The following is a 16,425-nucleotide window of genomic DNA, read 5'->3' as shown; positions in this document are numbered from 1 at the left end:
CTCAGTTAAAAAACAGCGTTTCCTTACACTTTTTAATTTTGGCTTATACTTTAGGAGAACGCAATCTGCCAGCCCAACTTGCACACAGTTTCCTTTTTCCCCTCCTGTTTACCTACCTTTAGAAAGGCTGAGCACAACAATGCCACCAACCACTACTGCCCCACCTACGAGTTGGCTTGGGCTTAGCATCTGACCTAGAACGATATAACCAAGCAGTAACGACGCTACTGGCTCGAAGTTCATCACCGGAGCATTGCGCGCCATGTCCAGGCGTGGCACAAAAATAAACAGTAGGGAAAAAGCACTACCGTATAGCAAGGCTAACAAGGCTAGTCCTGTCCAGCCTGCGCTGTTATCTGGCAAGCTCATTCCCCCAGGAACCGCCCCCAGCACCCCACCAACGATCATGACAATAAACACCGTTTGCATGGTCAGCAGGCTACGTAAGGTGCTGCCAACCCCTGCCAATCGATGCTCAGTGACCCAAAGCGCGCAAGCAAACGCGAAAGCGGCACTTAACCCAAACCCAATACCAACCAACCACTCAGGCCCCATGGCGTTGGCATCCGCGAACCAACTCGGTATATCGAGTACCACGAGCAGCCCAATCAAAATAGTGCCCATAATCAGGCAACTGCGCAGCGAAGGCCGAGGTCCGCCCAACGCCCAACTTAACAGCGCTAATTGAATAGGAAAGGTGTTAACCAGTAACAACGCAATGACCACCGGCAAACGCGCAACCGCTGAATAAAGGCTCACGCTTTGAATGGCAATCAGAAGCCCTACTGCCAACTGCCATGGCCATGTGCCGGGCGGTAGCCAAAGCCGCTTTTTTTGAACCACGACCAACGTCAGTAAAATCAAACACGCCACGCCAGAACGCATCAATACCGCAAGAAGTAAGCCAGTACCATTATCAAACGCAAGCCGCGCGGAAACGTGGTTAGCTGCGAACATGGTAGCCACCGACATCATCAGAAAAATGGCTAGGTGGCGAGGCAGTAGCGTTGGTAACGAGGTAGAAGGCATAGGAACAAAACGGCTCACGATAAGTAGATTAAACAGCAGGATGACGACACTTTATGGTGAAGGCTAACGCAATACCGCGCCAACATCATGCAGCGCAGCATATTATACCAAGGTCTACCTCTCTTCTACGCTAACTACTTTACAAAGGTTGTTATGAACACACCGGTGCGGGTCATTAACTGTGGCTCTTCTTCTATCAAATATGCATTGATTGATTCAGATCCTCAGGCACCAGAATGCTGAAGCGAGAGGAAGTTGATAGCCTATTTTCCAAGCTACCCTGATCGACGCTATCCCCCCTTCACATCAAGCTAGTTCTCAGCGGTTGATAATTGCTGCCTGACAAACTCAAGAGAGGGCCGTAAAAAGTGTAAACAGGAGCCGGTTCGATAGATATTCAAAGATTCAGGTATACGCTGTAATTTGCTAAACGAGTAGCTATGTAGACACTCTTCGGCATGGTGTTTCTGCTCGCTACCCAACGAAACTAAATCACCTACCCAATGCCAGGCCTGATTGCGCTCGGCGTAGGCCTTCGCTTGAAAGGTGTATTGGTCGTAAATCAGCCACTGGATACTCGGGTCATCGTCAATACGAACCGCTCTGCAAGGATCCGGCTGGTTCAAGCACATCAAATCCTGTTTAGCCAGCAGCACCAGTAAAGACTCGGGCATCGTAGCCGTCTCAGGCCTTATACGAAACTGTTGGGCTAGATCATTAGTATCCAACAGAGACTCGGTGTTACCGGATTGAGCTTGCTTTATGTGAAGCTCGACACGACGTTTCAGCTCAGGATGCGCCTGGGCAAACTCGCTCTCGGCCAGCTCCTGCAGAGCTAGGTTGCCGGGTCGCCCAAGTCGATAGAGCACATAGTCGAAATCAAAATCTTCCACCGCTGTGTGCCCTTCCAATAATCGCTTTACCTGGTGCTGGGCAGACCAGTGGCGCATGTCAGCCAGCGGCGTATTAACCAGTATCAGCACACTGGCCACCAACAGAGCCAGCCACTTATTGACGCAGTGAAGGCTGGGTAACGCGGCTTGTCGGCGCCAAAGTAATATCAGGCTGTAACTGAAGGTAAAAGCCGCCGTCAGCGCTTGCAGCAGCCCAGCCCATAACCTGTCCAAACTGAGCCCGTACTGATCGATACGTAGACATAGTGCCCAAGCCGCCAATAGGCTTCCAATTGGCAGCAGTACGACCACCACCAAAACCACATTGCGTAGCCAACCAGGGTAAGGAGGATTGCCATGGGTTTGATGGAATACAGCGTTAAAGAACAGTAGCAAAGTTAACATCAGCGCCATGAGGATTTGCGCTGCCTTGCCTGTATCCCATATAGGCTCTAACCCTGTCCAAGGCAATACGGCAAAGAACAGCAGGATGACCAGGGCAACCAACGGTAAAAGTATCTTGATAAGCGCTTCACACATCAGCCTTACGCTGGCAAGAAAGCGGAAGCGATTGCGAATCATCACCACGGCGATACCGAGGATCAACCAGGTAACCGGATAGACAAACACCGGTTCCTGGAAAACCCGTGCAAAAAAGTCTATGCCAATGGCAGCAAAAAGCGCTCGCCAAAGCCCTAGAATTGCCCAAAACACCCCTATAAACAAACTGACCTGGGCAATTGTTAGGGCGAATTCCCATGAGTAATTCAGCAATGGTTGATAGGCTTTTGGCCATGTGCCACTAGAAGCACTGCTTCGAAAGAACAGAGCAAGAATGAACATAGCCACCCCCACAGTCATACAAAAGGAAGCAGTAAGGGGCTGTGAGTTCTGGTAAGGCACTTCCGGCATTGGGGTTGCCCAACCAAGATGCCACCCCATCCAAAACAGTAGAGGGATCAACAACAGCGGTATTAAATTGATACGCTCCCGCAGTCGCACCATGCTAATCAGATAAAAGGCAGGCACCACGATAGTGATGGAATAAAGTGCGCCCAGCCAGCGTTGGTCAGTGGCCAGCCAGTGTGCATGTTCAACAGCCAGGTGCAACGCGTAGAGCGCAACCCCCTGAAACAGGGCAATAAGGATCAACCCAATGCTGGTGCTACGATCCAAAGCGTTTAGACGGTTATCATCCATGACAATTCTCTGAGGAGCAGGTGACGAACGTGATATCACGTCATTAGTCGGCTCAGAATACCAATAATCTCAGGTAGACGTTATTCTTGGGTGACCAATATCAATTAACAGTTGCATCACGTCTTAAATAGTTACTGACCGTGACTCCACATAGAGAAATAGCCCCAGGCAGTGCCTGGGGCTATTTTTATTTAGCGAATTAACGTGTGTAAGAATTCCCTGTCACGCCCACATAGGCACCATGGCTTCCAGTACCATCACTAAGCTCATTGCGGTAATCGTCAGAATCGAGACACCGAACACCTTTTTGGCCCAGCGCACGTCATCACCCAGTCGAAAACCACACAGCGCTAAGTACAGCCAGTAGCCTCCCATTGCTAATGCAACACAGAGGTAGCCCGTACCCGCTTGACTGGCTAGCACCAAGGCGAGCGACGCAGGAATAAACGCGACGATGTAGCCCAGAATGTGGTGTTTTGCCCGTTTGATACCATGCACCACCGGCAGCACCGGAATCGATGCCCGGCGATAATCCGCATAGCGAAAAATCGCAATGGCATACGAATGCGGCATCTGCCAAAGGCAGAAGATGACCAGCAGCATGAAAGCACCGCTATCAAACTGCCCCGTCACCGCACAATAACCAACAACCGGCGGCATCGCCCCAGAAAGGCTGCCCACCAACGTGCCGTATTCAGAGTGCCGCTTCATGTAGAGGCTGTACACCCCAACGTAAACGCCCCAGCCGATCACCGCTAATGCCACGGTTAAGCCGTTGGTGCCCAGCGCCAAACACACCACGCCCGCTACTCCAAGCAGCGCCGAAACGCCTAATGCCTGAGTAATAGAGATACGTCCTTTGGCCAGAGGGCGATGGCGCGTACGCGCCATCAAAGCATCAATATCACGGTCAATAACGTTATTACAGGCGCAGCCAGACGCAATGACCAGTGCAATACCCAACATGACCGTACTAAACGTGACCCAATCAAAGGTACCGTGGGCGGCTAAAAAATAACCGCCTAAGGTCGCAATGAGATTGCCGCCAATAATGCCTGGCTTTGTTAGCGCGAGCAGGTCACGCCAACGGCTAGGCACCACCGTTAACCGATCATCATGTTGAGATGCAGATGCTGCATGATCCATAAAGAGCCCCCTACCACCAAGACAAGTATCGTCAGCGTGAAAACGAAAGACATCACGTTCCACCCTTCGTCGGCGTTGGTGTTCATATGCATAAACATGACCAGCTGAACCAAAATCTGCAGCACGGCTGTTACTGCGATAACGACCACCGTCGTGACGGTGCCTAGCGCACCGCTCATCACGACCGCGAATGGAATCACGGTTAGCACTAAAGATAGCAGAAGCCCAGTCACATACGATTTAACGCTGCCATGGGAAGAAGTTGAATTAGATGAAGAATGGCTCATCTCACAGCACTCCCATTAAATAAACAAACGAGAAAACACAGATCCAGACGATATCCAGAAAGTGCCAGAATAGGCTTAGGCACAGAATTCTGGGACGAGTCATCGGTGTTAGCCCTTTGGTAGAAAGCTGCACCAACATGACGAGAATCCATACCAAACCAACAGTCACGTGCAGCCCGTGAGTACCCACCAGGGTGAAGAATGACGAGAGAAACGCACTCTGATCGGGCCCATGCCCTTGATGAATCAAGTGCTGGAACTCATAAACTTCCATGCCAACAAACGCCGCGCCCAGCAGGAAGGTTATCGCTAACCACGCCTTTACCTGGCCAATGCGCTCAGCATTCATGGCCAACACGCCTATGCCGAAAGTAAAGCTACTAAACAGCAGTAAGAAAGTTTCGACGAGCACGAAAGGCAGCTCGAAAATATCTGCCGCCGTCGGGCCGCCCGCCGTGCCCTTCATGAGCACGGCGTAGGTAGCAAACAGTGACCCGAAGATCACCAGATCGCTCATTAGATAGACCCAAAAGCCGAATAATTTGGTGCCGCTGGCATCATGGTGCTCATGGGGCTCAGACGTTGCGCCATGGTGTAGGGTATCGGTAGCCATTACGCTCGCGCCTCCGCATAGTTGGTCTGCTTACTCTCAGTTGAGTCACTGGCGGTCGGGGTGGTTTTGCGCTGCTGGTGCTCACGCTCAATCCGCGCCACTTCTGCGGCAGGCACGTAGTAGTCGATATCATCGTTGAAAACACGCGCTAAGAAGCTGATGACTACGCCAAGCGCACCCACCGCGGCTAGCCACCAGATATGCCATACCAGCGCAAAACCAAGTACCAGGGCAAACAAACTAATGACCGGCCCTGCCACGGTATTACGAGGCATGTGGATATCGGTATAAGGCGCTTCATCCAACTGCTCGTTGCTACGCTGTTTTTGCGACCAGAAACTGTCGATATCGCCAACTTCAGGCAAACGGGCAAAGTTGTAGAACGGTGCTGGTGATGACGTTGACCACTCCAATGTACGGCCATCCCATGGGTCGCCAGTCACATCGGCATTCAGCTTGCGATCACGAATGCTCACCCAGAACTGAATAATGGTGCAGGCAATGCCCATCATGATGATGACAGCACCTACCCAAGCCAGGATCATCCACGACTGCCATTCAGGGTTGGCGTAGGACTGCATGCGGCGCACCGCGCCAAAGAAGCTCAACACATAGAGCGGCATAAAGGCGACATAGAAGCCAATAAACCAACACCAGAATGAACGCTTGCCCCACTTCTCGCTAAGCGTGAAACCGAATGCTTTGGGGAACCAGTACGTTAAGCCCGCCATCATGCCAAACACCACGCCACCAATAATTACGTTGTGGAAGTGGGCAATCACGAACAGGCTGTTATGCAGTACAAAGTTGGCAGCGGGTAGCGCCAGCATCACGCCAGTCATACCGCCTAAGGTGAAAGTAATAATAAAGCCTAAGGTCCATAGCACCGGCGAGGTCAGTTCCAGGCTGCCGCGGAAGATGGTGAACAGCCAGTTGAATACTTTCACCCCGGTAGGAATGGCAATAATCATCGTCATGATGCCGAAGAAGGCGTTGACGTTAGCGCCAGCCCCCATGGTGAAGAAGTGGTGCAACCAGACAATAAACGACAGCAGCGTGATCGCCACTGTGGCCCATACCATGGTGGTGTAACCAAACAAACGTTTACGCGCGAAGGTCGCGATCACTTCAGAGAACACGCCAAAGGCTGGCAGGATCAGGATGTACACTTCCGGATGGCCCCAAGCCCAGATGAGGTTGACGTACATCATCATGTTGCCGCCAAAATCATTGGTGAAGAAGTGCATGCCGAAGTAGCGGTCTAGAGTTAACAGCGCGATCGTCGCGGTAAGAATCGGGAAAGAGGCAATAATCAGGACGTTGGCACAAAGCGATGTCCAGGTAAAAATAGGCATGCGGAACATAGTCATGCCTTTAGTGCGCATTTTCAGGATCGTGACAAAGAAATTAATCCCGGTGAGCGTCGTACCTATGCCGGATATTTGTAACGCCCATATCCAATAATCGACCCCCACACCAGGGCTAAACTCTATCCCCGAAAGCGGCGCGTAAGCGAGCCAACCCGTTTTGGCGAACTCTCCTACTACTAGGGAAATATTAACCAGAATCGCGGACACCGCGAACAGCCAAAAGCTCAGGTTATTCAAGAAAGGAAAAGCAACGTCGCGTGCGCCAATTTGCAGTGGCACCACCAGATTCATCAAGCCGATGACCATAGGCATCGCAACGAAAAAGATCATAATCACGCCATGGGCGGTAAAGATCTGATCATAGTGTTCAGGAGGGAGGTAACCCGCGGCCCCACCAGCAGCCATAGCCAACTGGGTACGCATCATAATGGCATCGGCAAAGCCGCGTAGCAGCATCACCAAGGCAACCACAAAATACATAATACCGAGCTTTTTGTGGTCAACGGAGGTAAACCACTCGTTCCACAGCCAGCCCCACTTTCGGTAATAAGTTAATGCGCCGATAAGCGCAGCACCGCCAATCGCCATCATGGCGGCAACGATCATAATGATCGGTTCGTGATACGGAATCGACTCTAACGTCAGTTTTCCAAACATGCTTAACCCCCCGCTTCAACGCTTGTGGGATGGCCGCTCATCGCGTGATCCTCACTAGCATGCTGATTGGTAACGTGGCCAAACGCGGCCTGATGATGGGTAGCGCCTGCGCTTTCTAGCTCGCCAGACTCGCCGTGGCTATCGTCAACATCACTGACGGCTTCGTGGTTAACATGGTCGCCATGACCGCCGTGCCCACTGCCGCCGGTATGAAAGCTGGTCAGAATCGACGTATAGAGCGCCGGAGAAATCTCAGAGAAGTACTCGACCGGGTGGTATTCACTCGGTTTGGCTAAATCGCTATAACGGTCGGGATAGGTCAGGGTTTCATTGGAAGCCCGCACGTTTTCAACCCACGCCTCAAATTCTTCAGGGGTGGTAACGTGAGCATCGAAGGTCATTCCTGAGAAGCCAGCACCGCTGTAATTAGTGGAACGGCCTGGATAAACGCCGACGTCGTCTGCAATGAGATGAACATCGTTATCCATACCTGCCATGGCATAAATTTGGCTGCCTAAGCGCGGAATAAAGAACGCATTCATCACCGAGCCAGAGCTGACTCGAAAACGCACCGGCGTATCCACAGGAAAGGCAAGTTCGTTGACACTGGCAATGCCTTGTTCGGGGTAGATGAACAGCCATTTCCAGTCCAGCGCTACCACTTGAATTTCCATTGCGGCGGTATCGCTTTCGATGGGCTTATGGGGATCTAAGCTATGGGAGGTTTTCCAGGTAAGAAACGCTAAGACAGCGATGATTAAACAAGGCACTGTCCATACCGCGACTTCAATCGCATTAGAGTGCGCCCAGTCGGGTAGATATTTAGCAACATTGCGATTGCTGCGCCGATAACGCCAACCAAACAGCAGCGTCATCACTATCACCGGAATAACTACAATTAGCATCAGCCCAAATGAGGTCAGTATTAGCGAGCGTTGCTCAACGCCAATCTGCCCTTTGGGATCCAACAATGCAGAACTGCAGCCCGTTAACAACAGGCACAACATGACGAGCACGAATGTGCCTCGCCTGCGCCAGAGGGTATGTCGTTGCATGGTGTGATCTCGTCAGAGAGTTGTCCAAAACAGCGCACTATTTGACCAGCTGAATAGCTAGCTAAATAGCCCGCTAACTAACACCCCATACTTTTCCCAGAACAGTGAGTACGTATGCGTTGCTCCGGGAAAAATATGCGCTACCGAAGGGATTGGTAGCGAGTCATAGTCAATACACGCCACGCGCGCATAAACTAAGACTAAAGTATTTTCTATTGATCTGGATCAATCAGAAAGAGGCGCTTTGCCGCACCCTGTATACTCAAAAATATGTTAAGCGACTGTCACGCTGGGTGATGCATGAGGAAGGCAATCTTGTACTTTCGGTGCATGCTCATCGTCGGTCACGACAATATCGAAATCGGATAACGCGGCAAAATAGGCTGGGCGCACTAAACCAAATTTGCTGGCATCAACAATCAACAGGCGCTGCATAGCCGTCGCTATGGCAGCCTGTTTTGGCGCCACTTCATGAAAATGGAAACAACTAACCCCACGTTCGCAGTCCACTCCTGCGGCAGAGATCAGTGCTTTATTAATGCCTAAACGCTCAATCGCAGCACGCATACCATCACTACCAAACGATTGTGACGAGGCATAAAACAGTCCCCCTAGCAGCACTAACCGCACATTAGGCAGCGCGGCCACTGAGTTAGCCACGTTAAGGGCATACGTCACCACAGTGAGCTCGCGGAAATGGCTTAACTGACTAAGCAAAGGAATCAGTGTTGAACCGCAGTCAATGAATAGCGTATCGCCATCTTCGATAAAGCTGGCAACTCGCTGACAGAGGCGGTGCTTAATCTGATAATGGCTCGCCTGTTGCTCAGTCAAGTCATACACCGGCGTTACGCCAGGATAGTTTGCCATGACCAAGCGACCGCCCAACAAGCTAATCGCCGAAGGCTGCGTAGTAACGTCCCGACGGATCGTCATTTCAGAAACACCGCACAGCTCAGCAGCATCGCGCAGATGCAATGTTCCCCCGCTGGCAAGCGCTTCTTGCAACATTGCCAAACGCTGAGCGCTTCGGTCATTCATGGCAAACCTCTCCTTTAATCCCAAGTTCAGGCGTTATTTGTTATCAGCGGTGAGTGGGTATCCAAGGCCTATGCTGAGCCAGCCCTCATTATATTTCCACTGTCAGACGCTGCTCTTCGACTATTTGAGAGTCATATCACATATACAAAGCGTTGATGGGGTAATACTTGCAAATCAACGTTAAAAAAATAACACTCAATGTTATAATTTTAACATCAACGCCAGCCCACACGACTCATAACAACCCTGTTGAGGCTTCCATGACTGCTCAAAACCCTTCTCGCTCTTCTTTCGTCACGCTTGGCGCTGGCGTTTTACTGGCTAGCTCTGCGCTGGTAACACCAGCGTTAGCAAACGACACCCCAGCGTCACCAACGACGCCCCTTTGGTCGTTTGCCAACGTTTCGGTGAACTACTTGGATTGGTCTAACGGTACTGAAGCGCGTACCGCTAGTAACGCAGCAAAAAGCGACTTCACGTTTGTCGAAATCGAAGGCGGCGTAGGTTACAGCTGGGGCGAATTCTACGGTTTCTTCGATTTCGAGAACCCAACCAACGACCAGTTTGACGAATCAAGCGGTGGTAAAGACAACTTTCGTACTGCAGGCAAAGTCACCTCGCATATTTATTTAGGCGACAGCCCGCTATCGATCTACGCGCACCTGTACGACTTCCGCGATTATGGTTTCAACGCTCGCGAGCAGGATCAAATTCTCGGCCTCGGCTACCGCACGACGTTCGACAACGGCCTATGGTTTAAACCGTTTATTGGCGCAGCACGTGTACAGAGCGACGGCTACACTGGCATGAACGGCTTTATGGCGGGTTGGGTAGCAGGTTATGACTTCTCAGCGCTCAACCAGAACTTCAGCGTCACCAACTGGCATGAACAAACCTTTGGCCGTGACGACGAGTACCTGGAACAAAACTACGTAGGTGATAAAGCGGGGAGCGTAGGCACCAACGGCGCGCTTAGCTTGTGGTGGCATCCTTCTGAGCTAATTACCACTGGCGTGCAGTATCGCTACTCAGACAATAAGCTGGGTACCCCGAACGCTTACCAAAATGCGATGATTTACTCAGTAAAATTAAACTTACTGTAATCGCTCCACCTCACACGCTCGGAAGGTACCCACATGACTCTCATCATGAGCTTGGTAGGCATGGTTACGTTGGTAACCATCGCACTTATCTTCTCTTACGACCGTAAATCAATTCGGCTGCGCACCGTGCTTGGCGCGTTTGCCATCCAGGCGGGTATTGGTGCATTTGTACTTTATGTGCCCTTTGGCCAAGCAGTCCTGCAAGCCATTTCGTCCGGCGTTAGCCAAATATTGGTCTACGCCAATGACGGCATCGGCTTTCTGTTTGGCGGCTTAGCCGATGTCGATAACGTCGGCTTTGTTTTTGCCATAAAAGTACTGCCAGTGATTATCTTTTTCTCGTCACTCATTGCAGTGCTTTATTACATAGGCATTATGCAGTGGGTCATTCGGATTTTAGGTGGCGCGCTGCAAAAAGCGCTCGGCACTTCACGCACCGAATCGCTTTCTGCCACGGCAAATATCTTTGTTGGCCAAACCGAAGCGCCGCTGGTGGTACGTCCGTTTATCGCCCGCATGACGCCTTCGCAGCTATTTGCAGTGATGTGCGGTGGCCTGGCATCGGTGGCTGGTTCGGTACTGGCGGGCTACGCCGCCTTGGGCATTCCCATGGAATACTTGGTCGCCGCTTCGTTTATGGCGGCACCGGGTGGCCTCCTGTTCGCCAAACTCATCATGCCTGAAACTCAAGACGCGACCGATAGCGACAGCGTTTCTAAAGTAGAAGAAGAGCTTAAAGAGCAGGAAGACAAACCCGCCAACGTCTTGGATGCAGCCGCGGCGGGCGCTACGTCAGGCATGAAACTTGCCGCCAACGTCGGTGCCATGCTACTCGCGTTTATTGCGCTTATTGCCCTGATTAACGGTATTCTAGGCGGCGTTGGCGGTTGGTTTGGCTTTGAATCACTCAGCCTTGAACTGATTCTTGGCTGGCTGTTTGCGCCGCTTGCCTTCTTGCTTGGCGTCCCTTGGGAAGAAGCCACCCTGGCGGGTTCGTTTATCGGTCAAAAACTGGTGGTGAATGAGTTTGTCGCCTTTATCAACTTGGCTCCCTACATTGATGGGGAACAGGTGGTGGCCGCCACGGGTCAAATGATGACTCCACACACCATGGCGATTCTTTCCTTTGCGCTATGTGGCTTTGCCAACCTGTCCTCCATTGCCATTTTGTTGGGCGGCTTAGGCAGCATTGCCCCTACACGCCGCAAAGAGATTGCCCGTTTTGGCGTGAAGGCCGTATTGGCCGGTACACTCTCTAACCTAATGTCGGCCTCAATTGCAGGCTTCTTTATTGCGTTGAGTAGCGCCACGGCTTAACGCAGCAAGCACGACACTTTGCAACGGGCGCTGCTGTTTTCACGCAGGGCCCGTTTTGTCTTTTATTAATTTGCGAGAACTCCATGACTGCGACTGCCTCCTCTCAGCACACTCAAGCCCAACTTACCCAAGCTGCCCGTCAAGCACTCACCCTCATGGATCTAACGAGCCTGAACGACAGCGACACCGATAGCACGATTGAAGCGCTCTGCCAGCAACTTAAAACACCCTTTGGCAACCCAGCAGCGGTATGCGTTTATCCGCAATTTGTGGTTACCGCGCAGCGTGCACTAACCGCTCACAAGCTCAATGACCACGTTAAAATTGCCACGGTTACCAACTTCCCAGATGGTGGTGACGACATCATGGGGGCCGCCCGTGAAACCCGCGACGCTGTCGCTTCCGGTGCCGATGAAGTCGATGTGGTCTTCCCCTACCGCGCATTGATGGCAGGTGATGAAGCAATCGGCCTAGAGCTGGTCGAAATGTGTAAAGCTGCCTGCGCCGGTCAAGCACGCTTAAAAGTCATCATTGAATCGGGCGAACTCAAAGATCCCGCGCTTATCAAGCGTGCCAGTGAACTGGCCATTGAAGGCGGCGCTGACTTTATTAAAACATCGACAGGCAAGGTCGAAACAAACGCCACCCTGGAAGCCGCTGAGATCATGCTTAACGCGATTAAAGCCAGCGGTGAAGATGTCGGGTTTAAAGCCGCCGGTGGCGTGCGTACCACTGAAGAAGCCGCCGAGTATCTAGCACTTGCTACGAACATTATGGGCGCGCAGTGGGTAACGCCTGAGCACTTCCGGTTTGGTGCCTCCAGCCTGCTGGGTAATTTATTGAATACGCTAAGCGGCGCCCCACAAACTGCATCGCTCGCCACTACTAACGGAGGCTACTAAATGTCATCTACCGCTTCTCATCACGCTCTCCTGCCCCAGGAACTGATTCGCCTCAAGCGCGATAATCAGCCGCTACCCGCGGAAGAGATCAAAGCCTTCGTACAGGGCATTGCCGATGATCGCATTAGCGACGCCCAGATTGGCGCCTTCACCATGGCGGTGTTCTTAAACGGCATGAGCCGTGAAGAAGTCGTCGCCCTGACCACGGCGACCCGCGACTCTGGCCATGTCATGCAGTGGGACTCCCTCAACCTACCCGGCCCGATTGTCGATAAACACTCTACCGGCGGCGTTGGTGATCTAGTGTCGTTGGTGCTCGGCCCCTGGGTCGCCGCTTGCGGCGCCTTTGTGCCGATGATTTCCGGCCGTGGCCTTGGCCACACCGGCGGCACGCTGGACAAGCTGGAATCGATCCCCGGTTACGACCCCTACCCAGCGCCGGAACGCTTTAGCAGTGTGGTGAAATCCACCGGTGTAGCGATTATCGGCCAAACCGGCAATCTGGCCCCCGCCGATAAACGCATTTACGGCGTGCGTGATGTGACCGCCACCGTAGAGTCCATTCCACTGATTACCGCCTCTATTCTGGGTAAAAAACTGGCCTCTGGTTTAGATGCCTTGGTGATGGACGTTAAGGTTGGCAGCGGCGCCTTTATGCCCACGCCGGAAAAATCCCGCGAGCTAGCCAAAAGCATCGCCAACGTGGCAACCCAAGCCGGAACGCCGACCACTGCTCTGCTCACCGACATGAGCCAGCCGTTGGCCCCTTGCGCTGGCAACGCGGTCGAAATTGTCGAGACCCTGGCCCTACTGCGCGGCGAACGTGCCAACAGTCGCGTTATGCAGGTCACCCGCGAACTGGCGGTGGAAATGCTGATCGCTGGCAAACTGGTCAACAACCGTGAAGAGGCCCTTACTAAGCTGGAAAAAGCGCTCACCTCGGGTGCAGCAGCCGAAGTCTTCGCCCGGATGGTACGCGAGCTGGGCGGTCCCGCCGACTTTATGGAACGCTCGGATAGCTACTTGGCCACCGCACCGGTTATTCAGCCGGTGTACCCTGAGCAGAGTGGCATCGTACAGCGTATCGACACCCGTGCCGTCGGTATGAGCGTCGTCGAGCTAGGCGGTGGCCGCCTGCGCAACGACGCTAGCGTCGATCACAGCGTCGGTTTTAGCGATATTGTCGAGATTGGCGACCGTGTCGATAGCCAGCGTCCGTTAGCCATCGTTCACGCCCGCAGTGAAGATGCGGCCAAGCGTGCCGCTGCTCAGTTGCGTGCCGCCATGACCCTTAGCGAAGAGCCTGCCGCAGCGGACACACTGCTTCAAGACACCTTCCGAGGAGAAGCCTAATGCGTCGTGCGATTGTATTAGTCCTTGATTCGTTTGGGATCGGTAGCGCCCCCGATGCTGATAAATTCGGCGACCAGGGTGCTGACACCCTGGGCCACATCGCTGCCGCCTGCGCCCGCGGTAACGCCGATACCGCTGAGCGCTCAGGCCCCCTAAAACTGCCCAACATGGCGGCGCTTGGCCTGTTCTACGCCCACCGCGATGCAACGGGAAGCGTCGCCGAAGGCGTTAACCTGCCAGCTCAATTAACAGGTGCGTACGCCCACGCCAAAGAGATCTCCAGCGGCAAGGACACTCCCTCCGGCCACTGGGAAATTGCTGGCGTACCAGTGCGTTTTGACTGGGGTTATTTTCTTGATAAAACCAACTGCTTCCCCCTTGAACTGCTCGACGCCATCGTGCAAGAAGCCGGCCTCACTGGGGTGATTGGCAACTGCCACGCTTCGGGCACCGAGATCATCGCCCGTCTGGGTGAAGAGCACATAGCCACCGGCAAGCCCATCGTTTATACCTCGGCAGATTCGGTGTTTCAGATTGCCGCCCACGAGGAGCACTTTGGCTTAGAGCGCCTCTACGCGCTGTGCGAAACCGTGCGCGAGCTTCTCGAGCCTTACAACATTGGCCGTGTGATTGCCCGCCCGTTTAACGGCGATGACAGCACCAGTTTTGCCCGCACCGGCAACCGCCGTGACTACAGCGTTGAGCCGCCCAGCCCCACCGTATTGCAGAAACTGGCCGATGCCGGCGGCGAAGTGGTCTCGATTGGCAAGATCGCGGACATTTACGCGCATTGCGGCATTACCCATAAGGTCAAAGCCAGCGGCCACGACGCCCTGATGGAAGCCACGCTCGCCGAAGTAGCCCGCACCGCGAAAGAAACCAGCGACCGCCCAACCATGATCATGACCAACTTTGTTGATTTTGATTCGGTTTACGGCCACCGCCGTGACGTGCCGGGCTACGCCGCCGCACTTGAGCATTTCGATGCCCGCCTGCCGGAACTGCTTGCCGCACTCAACGATGATGACCTGTTGCTGCTCACCGCCGACCACGGTTGCGACCCCAGCTGGGAAGGCACCGAACACACCCGCGAATATGTGCCGGTGATGGTGCATGGCGCAGGGTTTGCCCCCGGCCCGCTAGGCGAGCGCGACACCTTTGCCGATATCGGCCAGACATTAGCCGCCTTCTTCGCCGTTGAAGCGATGGAAGACGGCAAGAGCTTTTTACCTAACGCTGCCTGAACCGCAGCGTTGAGCGAATTAATCTGATTAAAAAACGATCAATAGGAGCGTTTTATGGCAACACCACATATCAATGCTGAAATGGGCGATTTCGCGGATACCGTTCTGATGCCCGGCGACCCGCTGCGCGCCAAGTACATCGCCGATACCTACCTGGAAAATGTTCGCCAGGTCAACGATGTACGCAGCATGTTCGGCTACACCGGCACTTACCAGGGCCGCGAAATTTCGGTCATGGGCCACGGCATGGGCATTCCGTCGGTGTCTATTTATGCCAAAGAGCTGATTACCGACTACGGCGTTAAGTCGATTATTCGTGTGGGTTCCTGCGGCGCGGTACGCGACGACGTCAACGTACGTGACGTGGTTATTGGCATGGGTGCCTGCACCGATTCCAAAGTGAACCGCATGCGCTTTAATGACCACGACTTCTCGGCCATCGCTGACTTTGAGCTGACAAGCCATGCCGTTGCTGCCGCCAAGGCGCAGAATGTACCGGTAAAAGTCGGCAATATCTTCTCAGCGGATCTGTTCTACAACCCGCAGACCGACATGGCCGAACTACTCAAGCGCTACGGCATCGTGGGTGTGGAAATGGAAGCGGCAGGCCTTTACGGCGTTGCCGCAGAGTTTGGTGCTCGCGCACTAACCATCTGCACGGTGTCCGACCATATTCTGAAAGGCGAGTCGCTCTCCAGCGCCGACCGCCAGACCACCTTCAACGACATGATGACGATTGCGCTAGACACCGTATTGCGTGACGACGCTGCCAAGGCCTAATAGCCATTGATGAGGATAACGCCATGAGCCAAGCGGATCAGGCACTGGTTGACACGCTGCTGACCACTTTGGGCAACGCTTATGCGCCCTACTCCAACCACCCAGTCGCCGCGGTAATGGAGTGCCCGGATGGCCAGCAGTTTGCAGGCGCTAACGTGGAAGTGGCGCACTACAAAGGGCTGTGCGCGGAAGCCTCGGCGATTTCCGCCATGATCACCGCTGGCCAGCGTGAGCTTGCCAAGGTGTACGTGATGGGACCAGGCGAGCACCTGTGTACACCGTGTGGCGACTGCCGTCAGCGCATTCGTGAATTCGCCACCCCAGAAACGCAAATTATGGTGCTTTCACACCAGGGCGACGTGCTAAAAACCTATACCATGGAAACGCTGCTTCCCGATGCCTTCGGCCCCGAGCAACTGCCGCCGCGTTAAGTGT

The 16,425-nt window shown here is 53.4% G+C and carries 15 protein-coding genes; 7 read left to right on the top strand and 8 right to left on the bottom strand.

What is annotated here, in order from left to right:
• Positions 1 to 108 precede the first annotated feature (108 nt).
• From NF683_RS12120 to NF683_RS12085, 8 genes are all read right to left on the bottom strand, one after another.
• The gene (locus NF683_RS12120; protein ID WP_089038864.1) at positions 109 to 1,029 is read right to left on the bottom strand and encodes an EamA family transporter; all 921 of its coding nucleotides are present in this window, start codon (positions 1,027 to 1,029) and stop codon (positions 109 to 111) included.
• A gap of 311 nt (positions 1,030 to 1,340) precedes the next feature.
• A complete protein-coding gene (locus tag NF683_RS12115) occupies positions 1,341 to 3,122 on the bottom strand; it encodes a DUF4153 domain-containing protein (RefSeq protein ID WP_253920102.1) in 1,782 nt (593 codons plus the stop codon).
• A 222-nt stretch (positions 3,123 to 3,344) separates the two neighbouring features.
• On the bottom strand, positions 3,345 to 4,268 hold the full coding sequence (gene cyoE, locus NF683_RS12110) for a heme o synthase (protein WP_038482136.1): 924 nt from the start codon (positions 4,266 to 4,268) through the stop codon (positions 3,345 to 3,347).
• Positions 4,226 to 4,555, bottom strand: a complete 330-nt coding sequence (gene cyoD, locus NF683_RS12105) for a cytochrome o ubiquinol oxidase subunit IV (protein WP_089038866.1) — start codon at positions 4,553 to 4,555, stop codon at positions 4,226 to 4,228. Before cyoD ends, cyoE begins: the two co-directional genes overlap by 43 nt.
• A 1-nt stretch (position 4,556) precedes the next feature.
• Entirely contained in the window at positions 4,557 to 5,168 is a 612-nt protein-coding gene (cyoC, locus tag NF683_RS12100) for a cytochrome o ubiquinol oxidase subunit III (protein ID WP_089038867.1), read from the bottom strand.
• Positions 5,168 to 7,195: a cytochrome o ubiquinol oxidase subunit I gene (gene cyoB / locus NF683_RS12095; protein ID WP_193084777.1), complete on the bottom strand. Its 2,028-nt coding sequence runs from the start codon at positions 7,193 to 7,195 to the stop codon at positions 5,168 to 5,170. Before cyoB ends, cyoC begins: the two co-directional genes overlap by 1 nt.
• 2 nt (positions 7,196 to 7,197) lie before the next feature.
• The gene (gene cyoA, locus NF683_RS12090; protein WP_193084776.1) at positions 7,198 to 8,250 is read right to left on the bottom strand and encodes a ubiquinol oxidase subunit II; all 1,053 of its coding nucleotides are present in this window, start codon (positions 8,248 to 8,250) and stop codon (positions 7,198 to 7,200) included.
• 273 nt (positions 8,251 to 8,523) lie between these two features.
• Positions 8,524 to 9,291, bottom strand: a complete 768-nt coding sequence (locus NF683_RS12085; RefSeq protein ID WP_089038870.1) for a DeoR/GlpR family DNA-binding transcription regulator — start codon at positions 9,289 to 9,291, stop codon at positions 8,524 to 8,526.
• Positions 9,292 to 9,551: 260 nt separating this feature from the next.
• Between NF683_RS12085 and NF683_RS12080 the strand changes: the two genes are divergently transcribed.
• From NF683_RS12080 to cdd, 7 genes are all read left to right on the top strand, one after another.
• A complete protein-coding gene (locus tag NF683_RS12080) occupies positions 9,552 to 10,394 on the top strand; it encodes an outer membrane protein OmpK (RefSeq protein WP_253920101.1) in 843 nt (280 codons plus the stop codon).
• Positions 10,395 to 10,427: 33 nt separating this feature from the next.
• Entirely contained in the window at positions 10,428 to 11,711 is a 1,284-nt protein-coding gene (locus tag NF683_RS12075; RefSeq protein ID WP_089038872.1) for a NupC/NupG family nucleoside CNT transporter, read from the top strand.
• 83 nt (positions 11,712 to 11,794) lie between these two features.
• Positions 11,795 to 12,613, top strand: a complete 819-nt coding sequence (gene deoC, locus NF683_RS12070; protein WP_193084775.1) for a deoxyribose-phosphate aldolase — start codon at positions 11,795 to 11,797, stop codon at positions 12,611 to 12,613.
• Positions 12,614 to 13,966, top strand: coding sequence for a thymidine phosphorylase (gene deoA / locus NF683_RS12065; protein WP_089038874.1), 1,353 nt, complete (start codon positions 12,614 to 12,616; stop codon positions 13,964 to 13,966).
• Entirely contained in the window at positions 13,966 to 15,210 is a 1,245-nt protein-coding gene (locus NF683_RS12060) for a phosphopentomutase (protein ID WP_253920100.1), read from the top strand. The genes deoA and NF683_RS12060 overlap by 1 nt, the downstream gene beginning before the upstream one ends.
• 54 nt (positions 15,211 to 15,264) lie before the next feature.
• A complete protein-coding gene (gene deoD, locus NF683_RS12055; RefSeq protein ID WP_083001709.1) occupies positions 15,265 to 15,990 on the top strand; it encodes a purine-nucleoside phosphorylase in 726 nt (241 codons plus the stop codon).
• A gap of 23 nt (positions 15,991 to 16,013) precedes the next feature.
• On the top strand, positions 16,014 to 16,421 hold the full coding sequence (gene cdd, locus NF683_RS12050) for a cytidine deaminase (RefSeq protein WP_089038876.1): 408 nt from the start codon (positions 16,014 to 16,016) through the stop codon (positions 16,419 to 16,421).
• Positions 16,422 to 16,425 lie beyond the last annotated feature (4 nt).

This window comes from Halomonas sp. MS1, from assembly GCF_024182575.1.
Classification (GTDB): domain Bacteria; phylum Pseudomonadota; class Gammaproteobacteria; order Pseudomonadales; family Halomonadaceae; genus Vreelandella.
The sequence above is the reverse complement of the archived record's forward strand: the minus strand, read 5'-3'. Positions and strand labels throughout refer to the sequence as shown.